This window comes from Klebsiella sp. EMBS2024, from assembly GCF_036233805.1.
Classification (GTDB): Bacteria; Pseudomonadota; Gammaproteobacteria; order Enterobacterales; family Enterobacteriaceae; genus Klebsiella; species Klebsiella pneumoniae.
In genome coordinates this window covers 1958542-1975037 of sequence record NZ_JAZARW010000001.1, presented here as the reverse complement: position 1 = coordinate 1975037, position 16496 = coordinate 1958542, and the positions used below count along the sequence as shown (strand labels likewise).

The 16496-nt window shown below is 55.3% G+C and carries 17 protein-coding genes and 4 pseudogenes; 11 read left to right on the top strand and 10 right to left on the bottom strand.

Annotated elements, in window-relative coordinates:
* Nucleotides 1-3: 3 nt before the first annotated feature.
* Nucleotides 4-1314: a guanine deaminase gene (gene guaD, locus VZP09_RS08945; RefSeq protein ID WP_004184146.1), complete on the bottom strand. Its 1311-nt coding sequence runs from the start codon at nt 1312-1314 to the stop codon at nt 4-6.
* A gap of 101 nt (nt 1315-1415) precedes the next feature.
* A complete protein-coding gene (locus VZP09_RS08940; protein WP_004176095.1) occupies nt 1416-2912 on the bottom strand; it encodes an NCS1 family nucleobase:cation symporter-1 in 1497 nt (498 codons plus the stop codon).
* A gap of 144 nt (nt 2913-3056) precedes the next feature.
* Between VZP09_RS08940 and VZP09_RS08935 the strand changes: the two genes are divergently transcribed.
* The 3 genes and pseudogenes from VZP09_RS08935 to puuE all read left to right on the top strand — a co-directional run bounded on the left by VZP09_RS08935 (nt 3057) and on the right by puuE (nt 5461).
* Nucleotides 3057-3773 (top strand): GntR family transcriptional regulator, encoded by a 717-nt coding sequence (locus VZP09_RS08935; RefSeq protein WP_004176096.1) that lies wholly within the window; start codon nt 3057-3059, stop codon nt 3771-3773.
* Nucleotides 3773-4644, top strand: a pseudogene (gene hpxA / locus VZP09_RS08930) (allantoin racemase). The gene VZP09_RS08935 and the pseudogene hpxA overlap by 1 nt, the downstream one beginning before the upstream one ends.
* Nucleotides 4529-5461 carry an allantoinase PuuE gene (gene puuE, locus VZP09_RS08925; RefSeq protein ID WP_004224949.1) on the top strand — a complete coding sequence of 311 codons (933 nt, stop codon included), beginning with the start codon at nt 4529-4531 and terminating at the stop codon, nt 5459-5461. The pseudogene hpxA and the gene puuE overlap by 116 nt, the downstream one beginning before the upstream one ends.
* Nucleotides 5462-5549: 88 nt before the next feature.
* On the opposite strand, the gene VZP09_RS08920 is transcribed toward puuE, so the two are convergent.
* On the bottom strand, nt 5550-6341 hold the full coding sequence (locus VZP09_RS08920) for a sulfite exporter TauE/SafE family protein (protein ID WP_021314009.1): 792 nt from the start codon (nt 6339-6341) through the stop codon (nt 5550-5552).
* Between the two features lie 109 nt (nt 6342-6450).
* On the opposite strand from VZP09_RS08920, the gene VZP09_RS08915 reads away from it, so the two are divergent.
* The 5 genes and pseudogenes from VZP09_RS08915 to VZP09_RS08895 all read left to right on the top strand — a co-directional run.
* The gene (locus VZP09_RS08915; protein WP_004891800.1) at nt 6451-7218 is read left to right on the top strand and encodes an AraC family transcriptional regulator; all 768 of its coding nucleotides are present in this window, start codon (nt 6451-6453) and stop codon (nt 7216-7218) included.
* Between the two features lie 202 nt (nt 7219-7420).
* Nucleotides 7421-7645: a hypothetical protein gene (locus tag VZP09_RS08910; protein WP_020802866.1), complete on the top strand. Its 225-nt coding sequence runs from the start codon at nt 7421-7423 to the stop codon at nt 7643-7645.
* Between the two features lie 4 nt (nt 7646-7649).
* Nucleotides 7650-7793, top strand: coding sequence for a hypothetical protein (locus VZP09_RS08905; RefSeq protein WP_032416208.1), 144 nt, complete (start codon nt 7650-7652; stop codon nt 7791-7793).
* A 71-nt stretch (nt 7794-7864) separates the two neighbouring features.
* A complete protein-coding gene (locus tag VZP09_RS08900) occupies nt 7865-8485 on the top strand; it encodes a histidine phosphatase family protein (protein ID WP_074188176.1) in 621 nt (206 codons plus the stop codon).
* A 110-nt stretch (nt 8486-8595) separates the two neighbouring features.
* Nucleotides 8596-8700: pseudogene (locus tag VZP09_RS08895) on the top strand (LysE family translocator); the annotation flags it as partial.
* A gap of 45 nt (nt 8701-8745) precedes the next feature.
* Here the strand turns inward: VZP09_RS08895 and VZP09_RS08890 are convergent.
* Entirely contained in the window at nt 8746-9255 is a 510-nt protein-coding gene (locus VZP09_RS08890; protein WP_328795053.1) for an isochorismatase family cysteine hydrolase, read from the bottom strand.
* A 319-nt stretch (nt 9256-9574) separates the two neighbouring features.
* Between VZP09_RS08890 and VZP09_RS08885 the strand changes: the two genes are divergently transcribed.
* Entirely contained in the window at nt 9575-10324 is a 750-nt protein-coding gene (locus VZP09_RS08885) for an SDR family oxidoreductase (RefSeq protein WP_004189989.1), read from the top strand.
* 134 nt (nt 10325-10458) lie between these two features.
* Here the strand turns inward: VZP09_RS08885 and VZP09_RS08880 are convergent, their stop codons facing one another.
* Entirely contained in the window at nt 10459-11184 is a 726-nt protein-coding gene (locus tag VZP09_RS08880; protein WP_064277329.1) for a type 1 glutamine amidotransferase, read from the bottom strand.
* A gap of 119 nt (nt 11185-11303) precedes the next feature.
* Between VZP09_RS08880 and VZP09_RS08875 the strand changes: the two genes are divergently transcribed.
* Nucleotides 11304-12077 (top strand): AraC family transcriptional regulator, encoded by a 774-nt coding sequence (locus tag VZP09_RS08875; protein ID WP_023313215.1) that lies wholly within the window; start codon nt 11304-11306, stop codon nt 12075-12077.
* Nucleotides 12078-12832: 755 nt separating this feature from the next.
* Here the strand turns inward: VZP09_RS08875 and VZP09_RS08865 are convergent.
* The 3 genes and pseudogenes from VZP09_RS08865 to VZP09_RS08855 all read right to left on the bottom strand — a co-directional run bounded on the left by VZP09_RS08865 (nt 12833) and on the right by VZP09_RS08855 (nt 14732).
* Entirely contained in the window at nt 12833-13813 is a 981-nt protein-coding gene (locus VZP09_RS08865; RefSeq protein ID WP_328795052.1) for an IS5-like element ISKpn26 family transposase, read from the bottom strand.
* A 69-nt stretch (nt 13814-13882) separates the two neighbouring features.
* Nucleotides 13883-14173, bottom strand: a pseudogene (locus VZP09_RS08860) (hypothetical protein); the annotation flags it as partial.
* Nucleotides 14174-14375: 202 nt separating this feature from the next.
* Nucleotides 14376-14732, bottom strand: coding sequence for an ASCH domain-containing protein (locus VZP09_RS08855; RefSeq protein WP_072143287.1), 357 nt, complete (start codon nt 14730-14732; stop codon nt 14376-14378).
* A gap of 177 nt (nt 14733-14909) precedes the next feature.
* On the opposite strand from VZP09_RS08855, the pseudogene VZP09_RS08850 reads away from it, so the two are divergent.
* Nucleotides 14910-15077, top strand: a pseudogene (locus VZP09_RS08850) (DMT family transporter); the annotation flags it as partial.
* Nucleotides 15078-15080: 3 nt separating this feature from the next.
* Here VZP09_RS08850 and fabF read toward each other — a convergent pair.
* Nucleotides 15081-16355 (bottom strand): beta-ketoacyl-ACP synthase II, encoded by a 1275-nt coding sequence (gene fabF, locus VZP09_RS08845; protein ID WP_032414963.1) that lies wholly within the window; start codon nt 16353-16355, stop codon nt 15081-15083.
* 19 nt (nt 16356-16374) lie between these two features.
* Nucleotides 16375-16496, bottom strand: a 122-nt coding sequence (locus VZP09_RS08840) for a hypothetical protein (protein WP_328795478.1), incomplete at its 5' end; no start/stop codon positions are given.

Here is a 16496-nt window from a genome sequence, read left to right as displayed (position 1 = left end):
GGGTCAATCCTGACACCACACCCGCTCGCCGTTCACCCACGTCTCGCTGATATTGCGTTCATCACCCAGGGTCATCAGCACGAACAGCTGCTCATAAATGTCATGGCAGCGGCCTATGCGCAGGCGCTGCAGCGGGGTGACCGCCGGGTCAATCACCACAAAATCCGCCTCTTTGCCCGGCTGGAAATTGCCAATTTTCTCCTCCAGCCGCAGGGCGCGCGCCCCGCCGAGGGTGGCGTGATAGAAGGCCTCGCTGGCGCGCAGGCGATAGCTCTGCAGTTGTCCTACCTTGTAGGCCTCGCCCAGCGTCCGCAGCATGCTGAAGGTGGTCCCGGCTCCGACGTCGCTGCCGATGCCCATCCGCACCTGGTGCTGCCAGCAGGCGGGCAGGCGGAACAGCCCGCTGCCGAGAAACAGATTCGACGTCGGGCAGAAGGCGACTGCGGACCCGGTGTCATGCAGGCACTGCCACTCGGCATCATCGAGATGGATCCCGTGAGCGAAGACGCTGCGTTCGCCGGTGAGCTGATAGTGATGATAGACATCCAGATAGCGCGCATGCTCAGGCCACAGCTGTTTAACCCAAGCGATCTCCTCCCGGTTTTCACTGAGATGCGTCTGCAGCCAGGTGTCGGGAAACTCGGCCCGCAGGCGCTGCACCGCCTCCAGCAACCCCGGGGTCGAGGTGGGGGCAAAGCGCGGGGTGATGGCATAGCCCAGCCTGCCGCGCTGATGCCAGCGGCGGATCAACGCCCGGGTCTGCTCGTAGCTCTCCCCGGCGGTTTCGCACAGGTAGTCGGGCACATGGCGATCCATCATCACTTTCCCGGCGATCAGGCGCATATTCAGACGCAGCGCTTCGCTGAATAACGCCTCCACCGAAGCCGGATGCAGGGTACAAAACACCAGCGCGGTGGTGGTGCCATGGCTTATCAATTGATTTACAAAAAACTGCGCTATCTCCTGGGCATACTCCGCATCGGCAAACTGGCTCTCCACCGGGAAGGTGTAGGTGGTGAGCCACTCCAGCAGCTGTTCGCCAAAGGCGCCGATCATCTCGGTCTGCGGATAGTGAACGTGGGCATCAACGAACCCCGGCAGCAGCAGCTTACCCCTCAGATCGACATAGCCCTTCAGGGGATGCAGAAAGGCTTCCCCCTCCTGCCATGGCAGCAGGGCGATAATTTTCCCCTCCTGCAGGAACAACAAGCCATCATCGAGATAGCGGGCCTGGGCGGCCACCTCATCCGGGGTCTCCGCCACGCCGGCGATATCAAAAAATGCACCGCGCACCGCGGTCTGGTAATCCATCATCGAACCTGCCTTCTCTTAACGCTCTGGGAATAGTGATAAACAGCAAGATTGGTGCCAGTTTGCAGCCTGCCGCGGCCNGACGCCGCGGCAGGTGGGGAGGGTTACTCTTTTTGCGCCACCGCGCCGGAGCGGAAGGCAGCTTTCGCCTGCACTTCGCGCTCGTCGCGAGCCAGCCAGCGGTAGGTGGTGGCGCCGAGGAAGACGCCGATAAACCAGCTGAAGTTCGCCACTTCATGCAGGGCCGGAATAAAGCTGATAATCAGCCCCAGGCCCACCGACGGCAGCAGGGCGGCAATCGCTTTCGGGTTAAAGCCGTTGCGGTACCAATATTTACCCTGCGGCGTATCGTCAAACAGATCGTCCACTGACACCCGGCCGCGTTTGATCAGGTAGAAGTCGGCGATCAGGATGCCAAACAGCGGGCCAATAAAGGCGCCCAGCACGTCGAGGGTATAGTGGATCAGCTCCGGCGAGTTAAACAGGTTCCACGGCGTCAGGAGTATCGAGCCCACCGCGGCAATCATCCCGCCGGTACGGAAGCTGATTTTCTGCGGGGCGCAGTTGGAAAAATCGAAGGCCGGCGAGACGAAGTTAGCCACGATATTAATGCCGATGGTGGCGGTGATCATGGTCAGCAGGCCGATGGCCACCGCCAGATCGTTACCCACGCGGCTGACGGTTTCGATCGGGTCGGTGATCATTTTGCCAAACAGCGACTGGGTGCCGGAGACAATCACCACGGTAACCACCGAGAATAGCAGAAAGTTAAACGGCAGTCCCCAGCGGTTACCGCGGCGGATCTCGCCCATGCTTTTGCCGTAGCGGGAAAAGTCACCGAAGTTAAGCAGCGGCCCGGAGAAGTAGGAGACCACCAGCGCCGTGGCGGTGATCATCTGCCAGGTCTGCTCGCCGGCGCTCAGGGATTTGCTGGCGAGGGTAAAGGAGATACCGTCCAGACCAGTCTTGTATACAATCCAGCCGGCCAGCGCCAGCATCACCACATAAACCGCCGGACCAGCGATATCGATAAAGCGTTTGATGGCGTTCATGCCATGCCAGAACACCATCGCCTGCAGCAGCCACATAGTGGCGAAGCACAGCCAGCCGAGGGGCGACAGCCCGAGAAAGCTGCTGCTGGTTAGCGAGGCAAGGGAGGGCCAGAACTTGAGCAGGACCAGCATCAGGGCATTCGCCGCCAGATAGGTCTGAATGCCGTACCAGGCAAAGGCGATCAGCCCGCGGATCACCGCCGGGATATTGGCGCCGAAGACGCCAAACGCCTGACGACAAATCACCGCATAAGGCACCCCGGCCATCTGGCTCGGCTTCGCCACCAGGTTGGCGCACAGCTGGACAATACAGATGCCCACCAGCAGGCAGAGCAGAACCTGCCAGCTGGCCAGCCCAAGCGTAAAGAAGCTCGCCGCCACTACGTAGCCGCCCATGCTGTGCACGTCCGACATCCAGAATGAAAAGATATTGTACCAGCTCCAGTTCTGGTCGCGGGTCGGCGCCAGATCGTCATTACATAGCCGCGGACTGTAGCCGGCGGCCGCCTTGTGAGTCTTCGTCTGCTGCGTGTGGGATGAATGTGGCATGAAACCTGCTCCTCTGAATGAAAACCCTTTGATATGGATTGCTGAGGCTATTGCAGGATCCAGGCCAGAATGATGAATCTTGTATACAAAAATTAAATTTTATGTATACGATCTGCTATCGATAAGTGAAACCGGAGTGGGTTAATGAATAATGAACATCGTCTCCAGGCCGCGCCAGCGCTGCAGGACAAGGACGAAAGCATTTACCAGGCGCTGATGACGGCTATCGTCGAACATCAGCTGCCGCCGGGCAGCAAACTGCCGGAAGAGGCGCTGGCGGAGGTGTTCGCCGTGAGCCGCACCGGCATCAGAAAGGTGCTGCAACGACTCGCCGCTGTGCAACTGGTCACGTTGACGCCCAAACGTGGTGCACACGTCACCAGCCCGAGCGTGGAAGAGTCCCAGGCGATCTTTCGCACCCGGGCGCTGCTCGAGGTCGCCAATCTCCCCGATGTGATCGCGCGCTGTCAGCCGCCGCATCTGGCGGCGCTGGAGAACATTATTCAGCGTGAACAGCAGGCCCATGCGACGCACGACGGCCCGGCGGCGATCCGCCACTCCGCTGACTTTCATATTCAGCTGCAGGCTATCTCCGGCAACCCGGTGCTCACCGAGATGGTGACCCGCCTCAGCCAGCGCTCCTCTTTAGTGATTGCCGCCTGGGGCGCCCCCTGGCGACAGGGCTGCCGTTGCGACGATCACCAGCAGCTGGTCGGTTTGCTGCGGGATAAAGCCCTGCAGCCGCTCAGCGAGGCGCTGATGCACCATTTTGATCATATTGTCGCCAGCCTGTGCTTCGAGCGCGATGGCGTCAGCCTGCCCGATTTTTCCCGGCTGTTCGCCGGCCACAAGGAGTCGTGATGTCTTCCGTTCGTATACAAGTGATTAACCCCAACACCAGCCTGGCGATGACCGAAACGATAGGCGCCGCCGCGCGTGCGGTCGCTGCGCCGGGCACCGAGATCCTTGCGGTCTGTCCCCGCGCCGGGGTGCCGTCAATTGAGGGCCACTTTGACGAAGCCATCGCGGCGGTCGGCGTGCTGGAGCAGATCAGGGCCGGACGCGAGCAGGGGGTGGATGGGCATGTGATCGCCTGCTTCGGCGACCCGGGGCTGCTGGCGGCGCGGGAGCTGGCCCAGGGGCCGGTGATCGGTATCGCGGAGGCGGCAATGCATATGGCGACGATGGTCGCCACCCGTTTCTCCATTGTGACCACGCTGCCGCGCACGCTGATCATCGCCCGTCATTTGCTGCACCAGTACGGATTTCATCAACACTGCGCGGCGCTGCACGCCATTGACTTGCCGGTGCTGGCGCTGGAAGACGGCAGTGGCCTGGCGCAGGAGAAAGTGCGTGAGCGCTGCATTCGCGCTCTGAAAGAGGATGGCAGCGGGGCGATTGTTCTTGGCTGCGGCGGGATGGCGACCCTGGCGCAGGAGCTGACCCGCGAGCTGCGGGTGCCGGTGATCGATGGCGTCAGCGCGGCGGTGAAGATGGTGGAGTCGCTGGTCGCGCTGGGCCTGGCGACCAGCAAGCATGGGGACTTAGCGTTCCCGGAGAAAAAAGCGTTAAGCGGACAGTTTCAGTCGTTAAATCCATTTTAAAAGGGGCAGGAGATGGGAGAGAACCAGGAACACTATCCTCGCGATCTGCGAGGTTATGCAGGGGAGCCGCCGCACGCGCGCTGGCCGGGCGGGGCGCGGATCGCGGTGCAGTTCGTCCTCAACTATGAGGAAGGCGCGGAGAATCACGTCCTGCATGGCGATGCGGGTTCGGAACAGTTCCTGTCCGATATTATCGGCGCCGCCAGCTACCCGGCGCGCCATATGTCGATGGATTCACTCTATGAGTACGGCAGCCGGGCAGGGTTCTGGCGCATCCATCGCGAGTTCAGCCAGCGCGGGCTGCCGTTGACGGTCTTCGGCGTGGCGATGGCGCTGGCGCGGCATCCGGAGATTGTGGCGGCGATCAAGGCCGCGGATTACGATGTGGTCAGCCACGGCTGGCGCTGGATCCACTATCAGCACATGGATATTGCCGAGGAGCGCGAGCATCTGCGCAAAGCGGTGCAGGTGCTGACCGACCTGTTCGGCAAACCGCCCACCGGCTGGTATACCGGCCGCGACAGCCCTAACACCCGCCAGCTGGTGGTGGAGCACGGCGGCTTTGACTACGACAGCGATTATTACGGCGATGATTTACCTTTCTGGAGCGAAGTGACCTGCAGCGACGGCAGCCAGCGGCCGCACCTGATCGTGCCTTATACCCTCGACGCCAACGACATGCGCTTCGCCACCGCCCAGGGATTCAACACCGCGGAGCAGTTTTATACCTATCTGAAAGACAGCTTTGACGTGCTGTACGCCGAGGGTGAAACCGCGCCGAAGATGATGTCCGTGGGAATGCACTGCCGGCTGCTGGGGCGCCCGGGCCGTTTCCGCGCGCTGCAGCGTTTCCTTGACTATATCCAGCAGCACGACAAGGTGTGGGTCTGCACCCGGCAGCAGATTGCCGACCACTGGCGCGAAACCCATCCGTATCGCGGGTAGCTTGTTGCCCCTGAACCTGGCCCTCTCTCCAGGGAGAGGGCTCCGCCCGGCCGCGTCTGTTACACCGGTTTACCAGAATGTAATTTGATTATTGAATAAGCATGGCGAGGAGTACCAGGCACAGCAGCAGCACATAGATGCGCGCATACCATACATCAGGTACCGCAGGGATTGCCCGGCGGCTAAACACTATCCCGGCCCAGCCGGTCAGGACGAGCAGGCCTAAAATTTTCAGGCTGATAAACCCCAAAAATCCGCTCAGCGGAATACTGTGCCAGCCAATGACGGCATAGGTCACAGCCCCGCATAGCGCCACGGGCAAAGAAAGCGGGTTGGATGCGCTAACGCACTCCTGCATTGCATACCCGTGTCGCCGTAGCAGGGGCACAGTCATGACGCTGCCGCCCACGCCCAGCAATGCGGCGATCGTACCGATAATCACACCGCCGCCGGTGACCACTGGCAGGGACAGGCGACGCCGAGCGCTGCCCGTGAAAAAACCCTTGCGCAACAAACAATCGCTGATGGTTGCCAGCATATAGAGAATAAACAGCGCGCGAACAATATTCTCGCTCAATATCCCCGCCAGACAGGAGCCCACCACCGCCCCAATGGCAATAAACCATAACAACGGAAACAGCGTCTGCGCGGTAAGCCTGCCCGCCCGCCAGTTTCGATAGCTGACCCAGCCGGCGTTAAATATCATCACCGCCGTTGAGGTAGCCACCGCGACATGCATGGCGTTGCCCGCAATCGCCGGCTGCCGGAGCATCAGTTGATAGACAAAGGGCACCACCACAAAGCCGCCGCCGAAGCCGAACAGCACCGTGGTAATGCCGGTAGTAAAGCCTGCCAGCGCAATAATAACGATCTCATTCAAGAGAGTATCCCCGACCTGAAAATGAGCGAGCAGCTTATACCGGTCGCGTACTGCTTCCCATTTGCGTAGCGCTCAATTACCTTTGTAAATCGGTCAGAGGGAGGCAGGTGTGCGCAACGTAAAAATTGACGAGGTCGATCGACTCGATCGTGATGTGGTGGCGTTAGGTAATGACTATGCGCAGGGATTTATCCTGCCCCCGCACCAGCATCGTCGCGCACAGCTGCTGTATGGCGCGACCGGACTGATGTATGTCACTACGCAGGACGGAGAATGGGTGGTTCCTCCGCAACACGCTGTCTGGATCCCCCCTGAAACCGTGCATGCCGTCAGATTTGCAGGGGTGACCACGCGTAGCTTGTATATTGAGCCAGATTGTGTGGCCGCTTTGATTAAATACCGTCGTTGCGAAGTGATCAGCGTCTCGCCGCTGTTGCGCCAGCTACTGCTTGAGGCTGTGGATTTACCACCGTTGTACGACAGCCCACGCGATCGCACGCTGATACAGTTGATGTTGCTGGAACTGGCCGCCATGCCGGTCCGCGAATTTGACATTCCGTTGCCGCAGCATCCGGCGCTGCTGGCGCTTTGTCAGGCTTTTTTGCTTAACCCCTCTATCCATGATCCTGCGGCGCGCTGGGCCAGGGCGCTGTTTATGAGTCCTAGTACCTTTCGCCGCCATTTCCTGAAGCAGTTGGGCCTGTCGTTTTCCGCCTGGCGACAGCGAGCCTGCGTGGTGAGCGCCCTGGCATGGTTGATAGCAGGCAAACCGGTGAACGAAGTGGCATTATCCCTTGGATACGACAATGCGTCCTCTTTCGCCACCATGTTCCGCCGCGTGACCGGGCAGCCGCCGTCGTTTTATCACCCAGCCTGATGCGTCGGGGAAGGGGACTCCGGCAGCATGTGTCGGAAATGAATGTCGCTTTTATGGCGTTGCTATGCGTTTACGCGGTCATAAGACAGAAAATCCAGGAAGGCCTGGCTTCGTCTTCAGGTACCCCTACATTTAGTGGTGGCTACATCCAGGCGGTTTATCTATTCTGCCTGTAACCGTGAGAAGACCGGAGTCTCTCTTTGTGAACCATCTTATCGTTGAAAAAATCATCATCATCATTCTTCTCGTCCTGTGGGGATTCGATACCTTCAGAACCAGGAAAAGAAAACGCTATGATCCCGCGATTGAAGCCGCTGATGCCAGCGAACGTTATCAATGGCGCTATCTGAGATGGGGGTTTCGAATCATACAGGTGGTAGCGGGAGTGTATATCGTCGTGCAGCTGATTCAGGTTTTACTGAGATAGAGGCATGGGCAGAGTTGCTTTTCGCGTCGACAAGGGGAAGCGTTCGCTCTGTGCCAGAGCAGACGTTAACGTCGATAACTACGTCACTTCTGAAGCTGAACATAACCATTATCAGCTACGCTTGTTCCTGTTTTTCGTCGAGAGCTGAGAACTTGCCTGCATATCAAAGGAGGGTTTTTAGATGATAACATTTCAAATAACGGCTTATGTGACCCTGCAATGATGCAAGTGATACTGGTTCGACACGCGGAAACAGAATGGAATGTAAAAAATATTATTCAGGGACACAGTGATAGCGCATTGACGCTTCGTGGGGAGCGTCAAACATCAGCTTTATTGGCAGCGTTTGCAGAGAGTGATTACCGGGTAGAATGTGTTTACGCGTCTCCACTTGGCCGGGCCTGGCAAATGGGACAGCGCCTGGCTGAGCGTCTTTATTGTTCACTGATAGCTGAACCGGCTCTGAAAGAACAGGCTTTTGGTCAGTTTGAAGGCATGACAACCGTAGCGCTGCTGCAAAATAATCCGGACGCCGCAGAAGCATTATTCACCCTGGATGCAGAGTATTGTCCGCCAGGGGGTGAGTCTCTCTCAGATGCTTCGCAGCGAATGATACATTTTTTATCCAGTCTGGAAAAAAAACATCATCATCGAACAATATGTATTGTGTCTCACGGGCAGGTCATTCAGGGCGTGCTTGCGACATTAAAAAGTGGATCTGTGGATGATTTTCACCGCTATGCACAACCCAATGCGAGTTACGCCGTTTTCGAGCTGATTAATGGAAGCTGTACCGTTCTAAGCTGGGGGATCGCGACACATTTACGTCACCTGGATTAGCCGTTACCTTGCTGTCATTCAAATCGATGATGATTGAAGTACAACGTCCGCTTCTTGCCCGCATCGAACGGAGGTTACATAGCGGAAATATGTTTTCGGACTCTACCAGGATGCCTTTCATCGAAACGTTTATGACTTTCCTTCTCGCACTGACGCTTCTGGAGATTTCTCCTGGGCCAGACATGATGCTGACNATCGCCACCAGGAGCGGACGTTCAGATGACTGGGGATCCCCGGTTATATCCTCCCGTTTTTTGACGTCAGAAATTCATAGTTTTATGCCCAGGTTTTGATATTTCAGAGGAACTGGTAACAAAAGCATGTTGAGGTAGAACTTTTTTAAGTAAAAACATATTGGTGTCAGGATCTGGATCTGCGCAATAATCATTCACAACGATAAGGCGGTAATCCAGATCAAAAGCTTGTCCGACTGTGGAAAGCACCACACGACTGGTAGTTACACCCGTAAGAATCAGGTTTTCGATGCCTTGAGCACGAAGGATCATCTCAAGTTCAGTAAACGAGAAAGCTCCGACTCTGCGTTTGACGATGACGACTTCATTTTCTGCTGGAGCAACATCAGGATGAATAGCCGTGCTCTCGTTATCAGCCATAAAAACTCCATTCTCCTTAATCGAAGCGAAGATAGTGTTGTTTTTGCTGACCTCTGGATANNNNTTGCGGAATCCGACGCTGACATAAATGACCGGTACGCCTGCTGTGCGCGTAGCGGCAATCAGCGGAAAGCCGCCTCCGCCTTCTTGAGGCAATCAATTCAAGCAGACGTAGCCTGAGGGCGAGGGGTATTGCGATATCCTAATATAAGTCGCCAGTTTTGATGACAGAACGACAAAAATCCGCTTTTCGCTCACAGCGGATCTTCACCTGCGTTAGCTCGTCCGCTCCTCCCTTAAAGCTGCCCTTTACGGCAGACTAGTGCCAGGAGCGGATGTTGCATGCCCACAGGAGCGCGATGGAAATGTAGCAGTACAACTTATCCCTATCGTCAAAAAATGGCACTAACTGAAAGATGTCAATCTGCTTCCTCATATATATCTACATTCCCCCCTATTCATTAATAAAGGATGGATGAAGATGCTGAGAGGTAAAAGAGCTGTAATTACCGGTGGTGGCACGGGATTTGGTCAGGCGCTGAGCGTATGGTTAGCGCGAGAAGGCGTCGAGGTGGATTTTTGCGCGAGGCGCGCTGATGACATTCAAAAAACTTGCAGTATCATTACGGCTGAAGGCGGAATGGCGAAAGGGCATCTCTGTGATTTAACCCTACCTGAATCCCTTTCTCAGTTTTCTTCACAGTTGTTAACTTTAGACAAGCCCATAGACATTTTAATCCTCAATGCTGCTCAGTGGCTTTCAGGAACGTTAGACGATCAATCAGACACAGAAATCATAAATACTATCAGTTCAGGCCTGACAGGTTCTATTCTGCTGACTCAGGCATTGCTACCCGGGTTAAGACGTTCAGAAAGTGCGGATATCGTCTCAATTATATCTTCATGTGGGATTCCTAATTTTACAGATTCAATTGCGCACCCCGCTTTTTTTGCCAGTAAACACGGGCTTAGCGGGTTTACAACTAAACTTTCGTACCAGTTGTCTAAAGAAAATATACGTGTGACTGGGTTGTATCCCCCGGATTTCGAGCTGACAGGGTTAGAGGCGTTTGTCGATAGCCAGCCCAAAATGGGGGAACGTCTGATGAATGGGCGTTCAGTCTGGGAAACAATTCGCTTTGTGCTGACTCAACCCCGTAATTGCCATATCAGGAGCATCTACTTTGAAGGCCCAACTCGCGAAAAACTGGCAGTCAGAAGCTGAGTCTGCGACGTTTAACAGTGTAGCCAACGTCCGCTGATCGCTCATATCAGACCTTCAACTCAGATAGCTTGTCCGCTCTGTGCCAGGAGCGGACATTAAAATCAAAACCGATGGCAAGCTCACCGAGCATAACATTATGCTTGCGCTGCTTTGTAACGTGCTTCCAGCTTATGCAGAAAGTCAAAAAGCACTTGGTTCATTTCACTGTAATCGTGCGCCCGGAGGGCTTCAGGCGTGTCAACGAAACGATTTTCTGCTGCACGGCTCAGGTCTTTCTCAGAATGAGCGATCAGCCGTTCTACAACGTCCAATGTGAGCTCCATGTGGCACTGGAAACCAAAGACGCGGTCTGAATAGGCAACGATCTGCCGCGGACAGCCTTCGCTGTAAGCAATAATTTTAGCCTCCGGCGTCAAACCTGGCATGTCGTTATGCCAGTGACCCACTGCCAGTGTTTTCCCAAAGTGAGAGAACATCTCATCCTTACTGCCGTCTTCGGTCAATGTGATCGGGAATTTACCAATCTCTTTTTCCGGGCTATGAGAGAACGGCGCGCCCAGCGCTTCACCAATGAGCTGTGAACCCAGGCAGATACCGATCACCGCCTTACCGGTTTTAACCGCGGAAGCAATCAGCGCCTGTTCCGCTTTAGCATTAAAGTGCGGGCACGCTTCAAGCGTGGTGTCAGGATCTTGCGGACCGCCCATAACGATAAGAAAATCGATGCCTACGGCGTCATCAGGTAGCCGATCGCCTGCATAGACGCGTGAGTAAGTTACATCATGACCCTGGTTTATTGCCCAGGTTTCATATGCGCCCGGGGCTTCAAAACTTTCATGTACGATAAAGTGTACACGCATGAGGTTAAGCTCCTGTAATATCTTTGATGATCAGGATGATAAGTCACGCACCCATTGCCTAAGGCTCTACTCCGGGTGGTTCCAGTTTCGATATGATAATGGCAGGGGCTAAATCTGAAATGCCAGGTAGTATAGATAAAGCGCCAAGACATGATGAAGCCACAGGCTGGTCCAGTACTGCGATAAGCTATCAACGCGGCGAGGCAGATCCTCCCCATCATCATGTTGAGGGGCAGCTACTCTTCGCCACCAGAGGGGTTATGCTGGTGCAAACAGAGAGCGACCGTTGGGTGATCCCTCCTCAACGGGCATTATGGCTACCGCCTCTGCATATCCATAGTTATCATCTGCTTTCACAAACCGATCTCAGGGCGATCTATTTCAGCAGTAGCCTTATCGCAGAATGTACGAGCTTTACGAAGAGTCAACAGGTGCATGTGATCACGGCTACGCCCTTAGTCAAAGAGCTTATCGCTGGGCTGTTCAGTGAGGACTACGCCAGACCGAGTCAACGGAAGATAGCGTTGTTGCTTCTGGAAATTCTCAGCGAGGCTCCACCTTTAACGATGGCGCTTCCCATGCCGAATGATGAGCGATTATTCAGCGCGGCCAGATCGCTACTGGTCAATCAGCGCTGGGAAGCATCGCTGAGCGAGCTGGCTTTTATGTCGGCCATGTCGGAACGGACCTTTTCCCGATTGTTTATGAAGGATACAGGCTTTAGTTTAAGAACATGGAAGCAGAGAGCCAGAATTTGCGCTTCGTTGGATCTTCTCGCGAACGGTGTTCCAATCAAACAGGTCGCTTACCAGCTTGGTTTCTCATGCCCGGCGGCCTTTACCGCTGCTTTTCGCTGCATTTTGGGGGCAACGCCACGCGATTATGTGCCTTAAACCGGGAAACCCTCAAAGCGGTCTTTGAGACTGTCATGGGCATATTACCAGACGCAGAAACCCTGCGAGGGCAGGGATATCCCGCCTTTGCTGTTGAGAAAGGTAGTTTAATTTGCACCCGACACACTCTCATTGATTAAAGCACGGAGTGGAGATTACTGCGGTCCACAGTTCTGACAAACCGTGAAAGAGAAGGCTTGCATGAAGAAAAAAGGTGTCGCGATGTGTGATGAAATTACCTTATGACAGACCTTGCGGTGATTTACGGCACCGGGTGGTGGATTCCGGACGCTGTGAGCCGACTCATTGCTACGAAGCCTGATTCTGCTGTACCTCAGGCCATATGATAGCCTGCGCAACAATCACATCCTGCCCATTAATGCGTCCAGGGGAGTACTCCCGGGCCCTGGACATCTCCTGTGTGCCAAAAGCGGAAGTAGGCTGAAGATAAATTAGCATTGCTGTTAGTCGTGGGTTCTGCAGATGGGTAGAAATTGATAACTTAGGATGCAAGTTCGTCCCGCTCTTTCTGCAGTTTTCATCGAGGGGATATTCTCCGGAATAATTGTACCCATATACAAAGATAGTTCCGAATCGGAATGAGTTAAGGAAGGTGCGAATAAGCAGGTCATTTCTTCCCAAGCTGACTCGCTGATTAAAATTTCGCGGATCTGGGCCGATTTTTTTCCCGCAAACACATCGAATCAGCCTATTTAGGCTATTTTTTCCACCATTTCTGGCGTTATTTCCGGTTTTTACTGAGATCTCTCCCACTGACGTATCATTTGGTCCACCCGAAACAGGTTGGCCAGGGTGAATAACATCGCCAGTTGGTTATCGTTTTTCAGCANCCCTNTGTATCTGGCTTTCACGAAGCCGAACNGCCGCTTGATGATGCGAAACGGGTGCTCCACCCTGGCACGGATGCTGGCTTTCATGTATTCGATGTTGATGGCCGTTTTGTTCTTGCGCGGATGCTGCTTCAAGGTTTTTACCTTGCCGGGACGCTCGGCGATCAGCCAGTCCACATCCACCTCGGCCAGCTCCTCGCGCTGTGGCGCTCCTTGGTAGCCGGCATCGGCTGAGACAAATTGCTCCTCTCCATGAAGCAGATTACCCAGCTGATTGAGGTCATGCTCGTTGGCCGCGGTGGTGACTAGGCTGTGGGTCAGGCCACTCTTGGCATCGACACCAATGTGGGCCTTCATGCCAAAGTGCCACTGATTGCCTTTCTTGGTCTGATGCATCTCCGGATCGCGTTGCTGCTCTTTGTTCTTGGTAGAGCTGGGTGCCTCAATGATGGTGGCATCCACCAAAGTGCCTTGGGTCATCATGACGCCTGCTTCGGCCAGCCAGCGATTGATGGTCTTGAACAATTGACGGGCCAGTTGATGCTGCTCGAGCAGGTGGCGGAAATTCATGATGGTGGTGCGATCCGGCAGGGCGCTATCCAGGGATAATCGGGCAAACAGGCGCATGGAGGCGATTTCGTACAGGGCATCTTCCATGGCACCGTCGCTCAGGTTGTACCAATGCTGCATGCAGTGAATACGCAGCATGGTCTCCAGCGGATAGGGCCGTCGGCCATTGCCCGCCTTGGGATAAAACGGCTCGATGACTTCCACCATGTTTTGCCATGGCAGAATCTGCTCCATGCGGGAGAGGAAAATCTCTTTTCGGGTCTGACGGCGCTTAGTGCTGAATTCACTATCGGCGAAGGTGAGTTGATGGCTCATGATGTCCCTCTGGGATGCGCTCCGGATGAATATGATGATCTCATATCAGGAACTTGTTCGCACCTTCCCTAATGCAGTATGATTTAGGTCAGAATCCATACCTACAATATCAATAAAAGGTTTGTTAATATTTCCGCCCTGATAACGGGGGCCAGTAAGAAATTGCTTTCCATCAATTTTGAGTTTTCGTTGTAAAAAATATTCCTGACATAATCCAGTTTCTCTCCAGGGAAATCGCGCCGAGAAACTTCTGTCTGTACACCTCGATTCCTGCTCTGACAACCATTGTTTTAACCATGAATGTAGAGTAACTTCAGGCACAGGTAGCCTGGCATATTGAGATAGCATGTAAGATAGCATAAAAAATATTTTGCCCTTGGATGTAAAAATGTTTTTTTAAACAAATCAGAATAGTTCTACTCTCACTTTATTACCAATTATAGCTGGCACGTCAGCACCTTGCTCAATGCGGACCTTTAGCTCGACAGCTTGTCCGCTCCGCGCCAGAAGCGAACAGTGTTATGAGTGGCCAGTGATAAAACGTCAGCCCGTTGACCTTGCCTTACAGCACCTCAACCACTTCAAATTCTTCTGCGATCAACTCCATATCTTCAGAAAAATGACCTTCAGAGCTGAAAAATCTCTGATGCTCTTTCTTCCAGTATTCAAGGCTTAAATCGCCTTCACCTTCTTTGCGGGCGAACGCTTCAGTGACATCACAAAAACGAACCAGCTGCATCGAAATCAGTCTGATCACGCAAACTGGAACATTCTGACCATCAAGAATAATGTTATAACTCCCGATTCTCGGGGCGGATTCTTCCTGCTGGTAAGAGGCAAAAGATCCGCAAGAGGCCGTTTTGATCCCTTTTTTGATCAGGTCAGCAAGCTCGTTAGCCAGTTGCGGACTGTCACCCATTTGCCAGGCATCTGCGCCGGGATATTTCTTTTTTATTTCCTCAACCTCAACCATGAAAATTCCTTCGTTATCGTCAATGAAAAGAAAAGCTATCCCTTTTTTAACATGAGCGGTCCCAACATAATAGGCGATATCATTCTTTAGATAGTGTGGTCCGTTCTTCGCTCAAAACTGACCTTGATCGATAACTTCGGCTGGCTGGACAATGCGTCGATTCCATTCTCGATGAGCCGAATCGGCGCCATTGTCTCCACGGGTATCGCGCTGTACTTGATTTACTCCAGCAGCTGGGCAAAAGCCGCAACGGTGGAAATCCCCCGTCGGCCAGTACCCCGGGGGAGCTGACGATTATTGCCAGCGTTTCAGCAGCAGGCTGGCGTTAACGCCGCCAAAGCCAAAACCGTTCGACAGCGCATAACGCATCTTCTGCGGGCGGGCCTGCAGCGCCACCAGGTTCATGCCTGCCGCGTCTTCATCGGGGTGATGCAGGTTCAGCGTCGGCGGCACCACCTGGTCACGCAGGGCCTGAATGGTGAAGATGGCCTCGATCCCGCCGGCCGCGCCTAACAGATGGCCGGTGGCGGATTTCGTCGAGGTAATGGCGACCGGATGCGCGCCAAACAGCGTTTTAATCGCCGCCAGCTCACCTTTATCACCGACCTGCGTCGAGGTGGCGTGGGCATTGATATGGTCAATCTCGTCGACGGTCACCCCGGCCTGGCGAATTGCGGTCTCCATGGCCCGACGTGCGCCGTTCCCGTCTTCCGGGCCCGCGGTCAGGTGATAAGCATCTGCGCTGGTGCCGTAGCCGACCAGCTCGGCCAGCGGCGTGGCGCCGCGCGCCAGCGCGTGCTCCAGCGACTCGATCACGATAAGCCCGGCGCCTTCTCCCATCACAAAACCATCGCGGTCACGGTCAAAGGGGCGGGAAGCGCTTTCCGGCTGGTCGCTGGAGGCGCTGGACAGCGCCCTTGCCGCGGCAAACCCGGCCAGGCTAACGCGATGAATTGCCGCTTCCGCGCCGCCGCAGAGGGCAATATCCGCCTCGCCGCTGCGGATCATCCGCGCTGCATCGCCGATGGCCTGGGCACCCGCTGCGCAGGCGGTGACCGGCGCGCCGATGGGGCCCCGGAAGCCGTGGGCGATAGACACATGCCCGGCGGCCAGGTTGGCCAGAAAAGAGGGGATAGTGAACGGCGAGAGACGACGCGGCCCGCGTTCATCGGTGGTATGTACCGCATTGGCGATCTCGCTGAACCCGCCGATCCCGGTGGCGATCACCGTGGCGGTACGTTCCTGTTCGGCCTCGGATGCTGGCGACCAACCGGCCTGGGCCAGCGCTTCGCGGGCGGCGACCAGCGCAAACTCAATAAAGCGATCCATCTTTTTGCGCTCTTTCGCCGGGATGGTCGCCAGCGGGTCGAAGCCGTGCAGCGGATCGCTGTCAATGGACGGCACCTGGCCGGCCACTTTGCAGGGAATATCCGCGACCAGCTGCTCGCTGAGTCGGGTGATCCCTGACTTTCCTGCCAGCAGCGACTGCCAGACGTGCTGTACGCCGCAGCCCAGCGGGCTGACAATCCCCATCCCGGTGACGACAATGCGTTTAACGGAAACGCCCATAGTTAACTCTCCTGTAGTATCAGTGTGCCGGCGGCTTTTTCATCAAGGGAACCAGCAGCGCGGCAAGTAAAAAAACTATCATGATGAGGTAGAAAGCATCGGAAAATGCCTGGGTTCGCGCCTCCCGTAGCGCCAGCGCGG

Bases quoted from the DNA above. Each gene is read 5' to 3' on its own strand.
- guaD (WP_004184146.1), bottom strand. From the start codon at position 1,314: ATGATGGATTACCAGACCGCGGTGCGCGGTGCATTTTTTGATATCGCC.
- VZP09_RS08940 (WP_004176095.1), bottom strand. From the start codon at position 2,912: ATGCCACATTCATCCCACACGCAGCAGACGAAGACTCACAAGGCGGCC.
- VZP09_RS08935 (WP_004176096.1), top strand. From the start codon at position 3,057: ATGAATAATGAACATCGTCTCCAGGCCGCGCCAGCGCTGCAGGACAAG.
- puuE (WP_004224949.1), top strand. From the start codon at position 4,529: ATGGGAGAGAACCAGGAACACTATCCTCGCGATCTGCGAGGTTATGCA.
- VZP09_RS08905 (WP_032416208.1), top strand. From the start codon at position 7,650: ATGGGCAGAGTTGCTTTTCGCGTCGACAAGGGGAAGCGTTCGCTCTGT.
- VZP09_RS08900 (WP_074188176.1), top strand. From the start codon at position 7,865: ATGATGCAAGTGATACTGGTTCGACACGCGGAAACAGAATGGAATGTA.
- VZP09_RS08885 (WP_004189989.1), top strand. From the start codon at position 9,575: ATGAAGATGCTGAGAGGTAAAAGAGCTGTAATTACCGGTGGTGGCACG.
- VZP09_RS08880 (WP_064277329.1), bottom strand. From the start codon at position 11,184: ATGCGTGTACACTTTATCGTACATGAAAGTTTTGAAGCCCCGGGCGCA.
- VZP09_RS08875 (WP_023313215.1), top strand. From the start codon at position 11,304: ATGCCAGGTAGTATAGATAAAGCGCCAAGACATGATGAAGCCACAGGC.
- VZP09_RS08855 (WP_072143287.1), bottom strand. From the start codon at position 14,732: ATGGGTGACAGTCCGCAACTGGCTAACGAGCTTGCTGACCTGATCAAA.
- fabF (WP_032414963.1), bottom strand. From the start codon at position 16,355: ATGGGCGTTTCCGTTAAACGCATTGTCGTCACCGGGATGGGGATTGTC.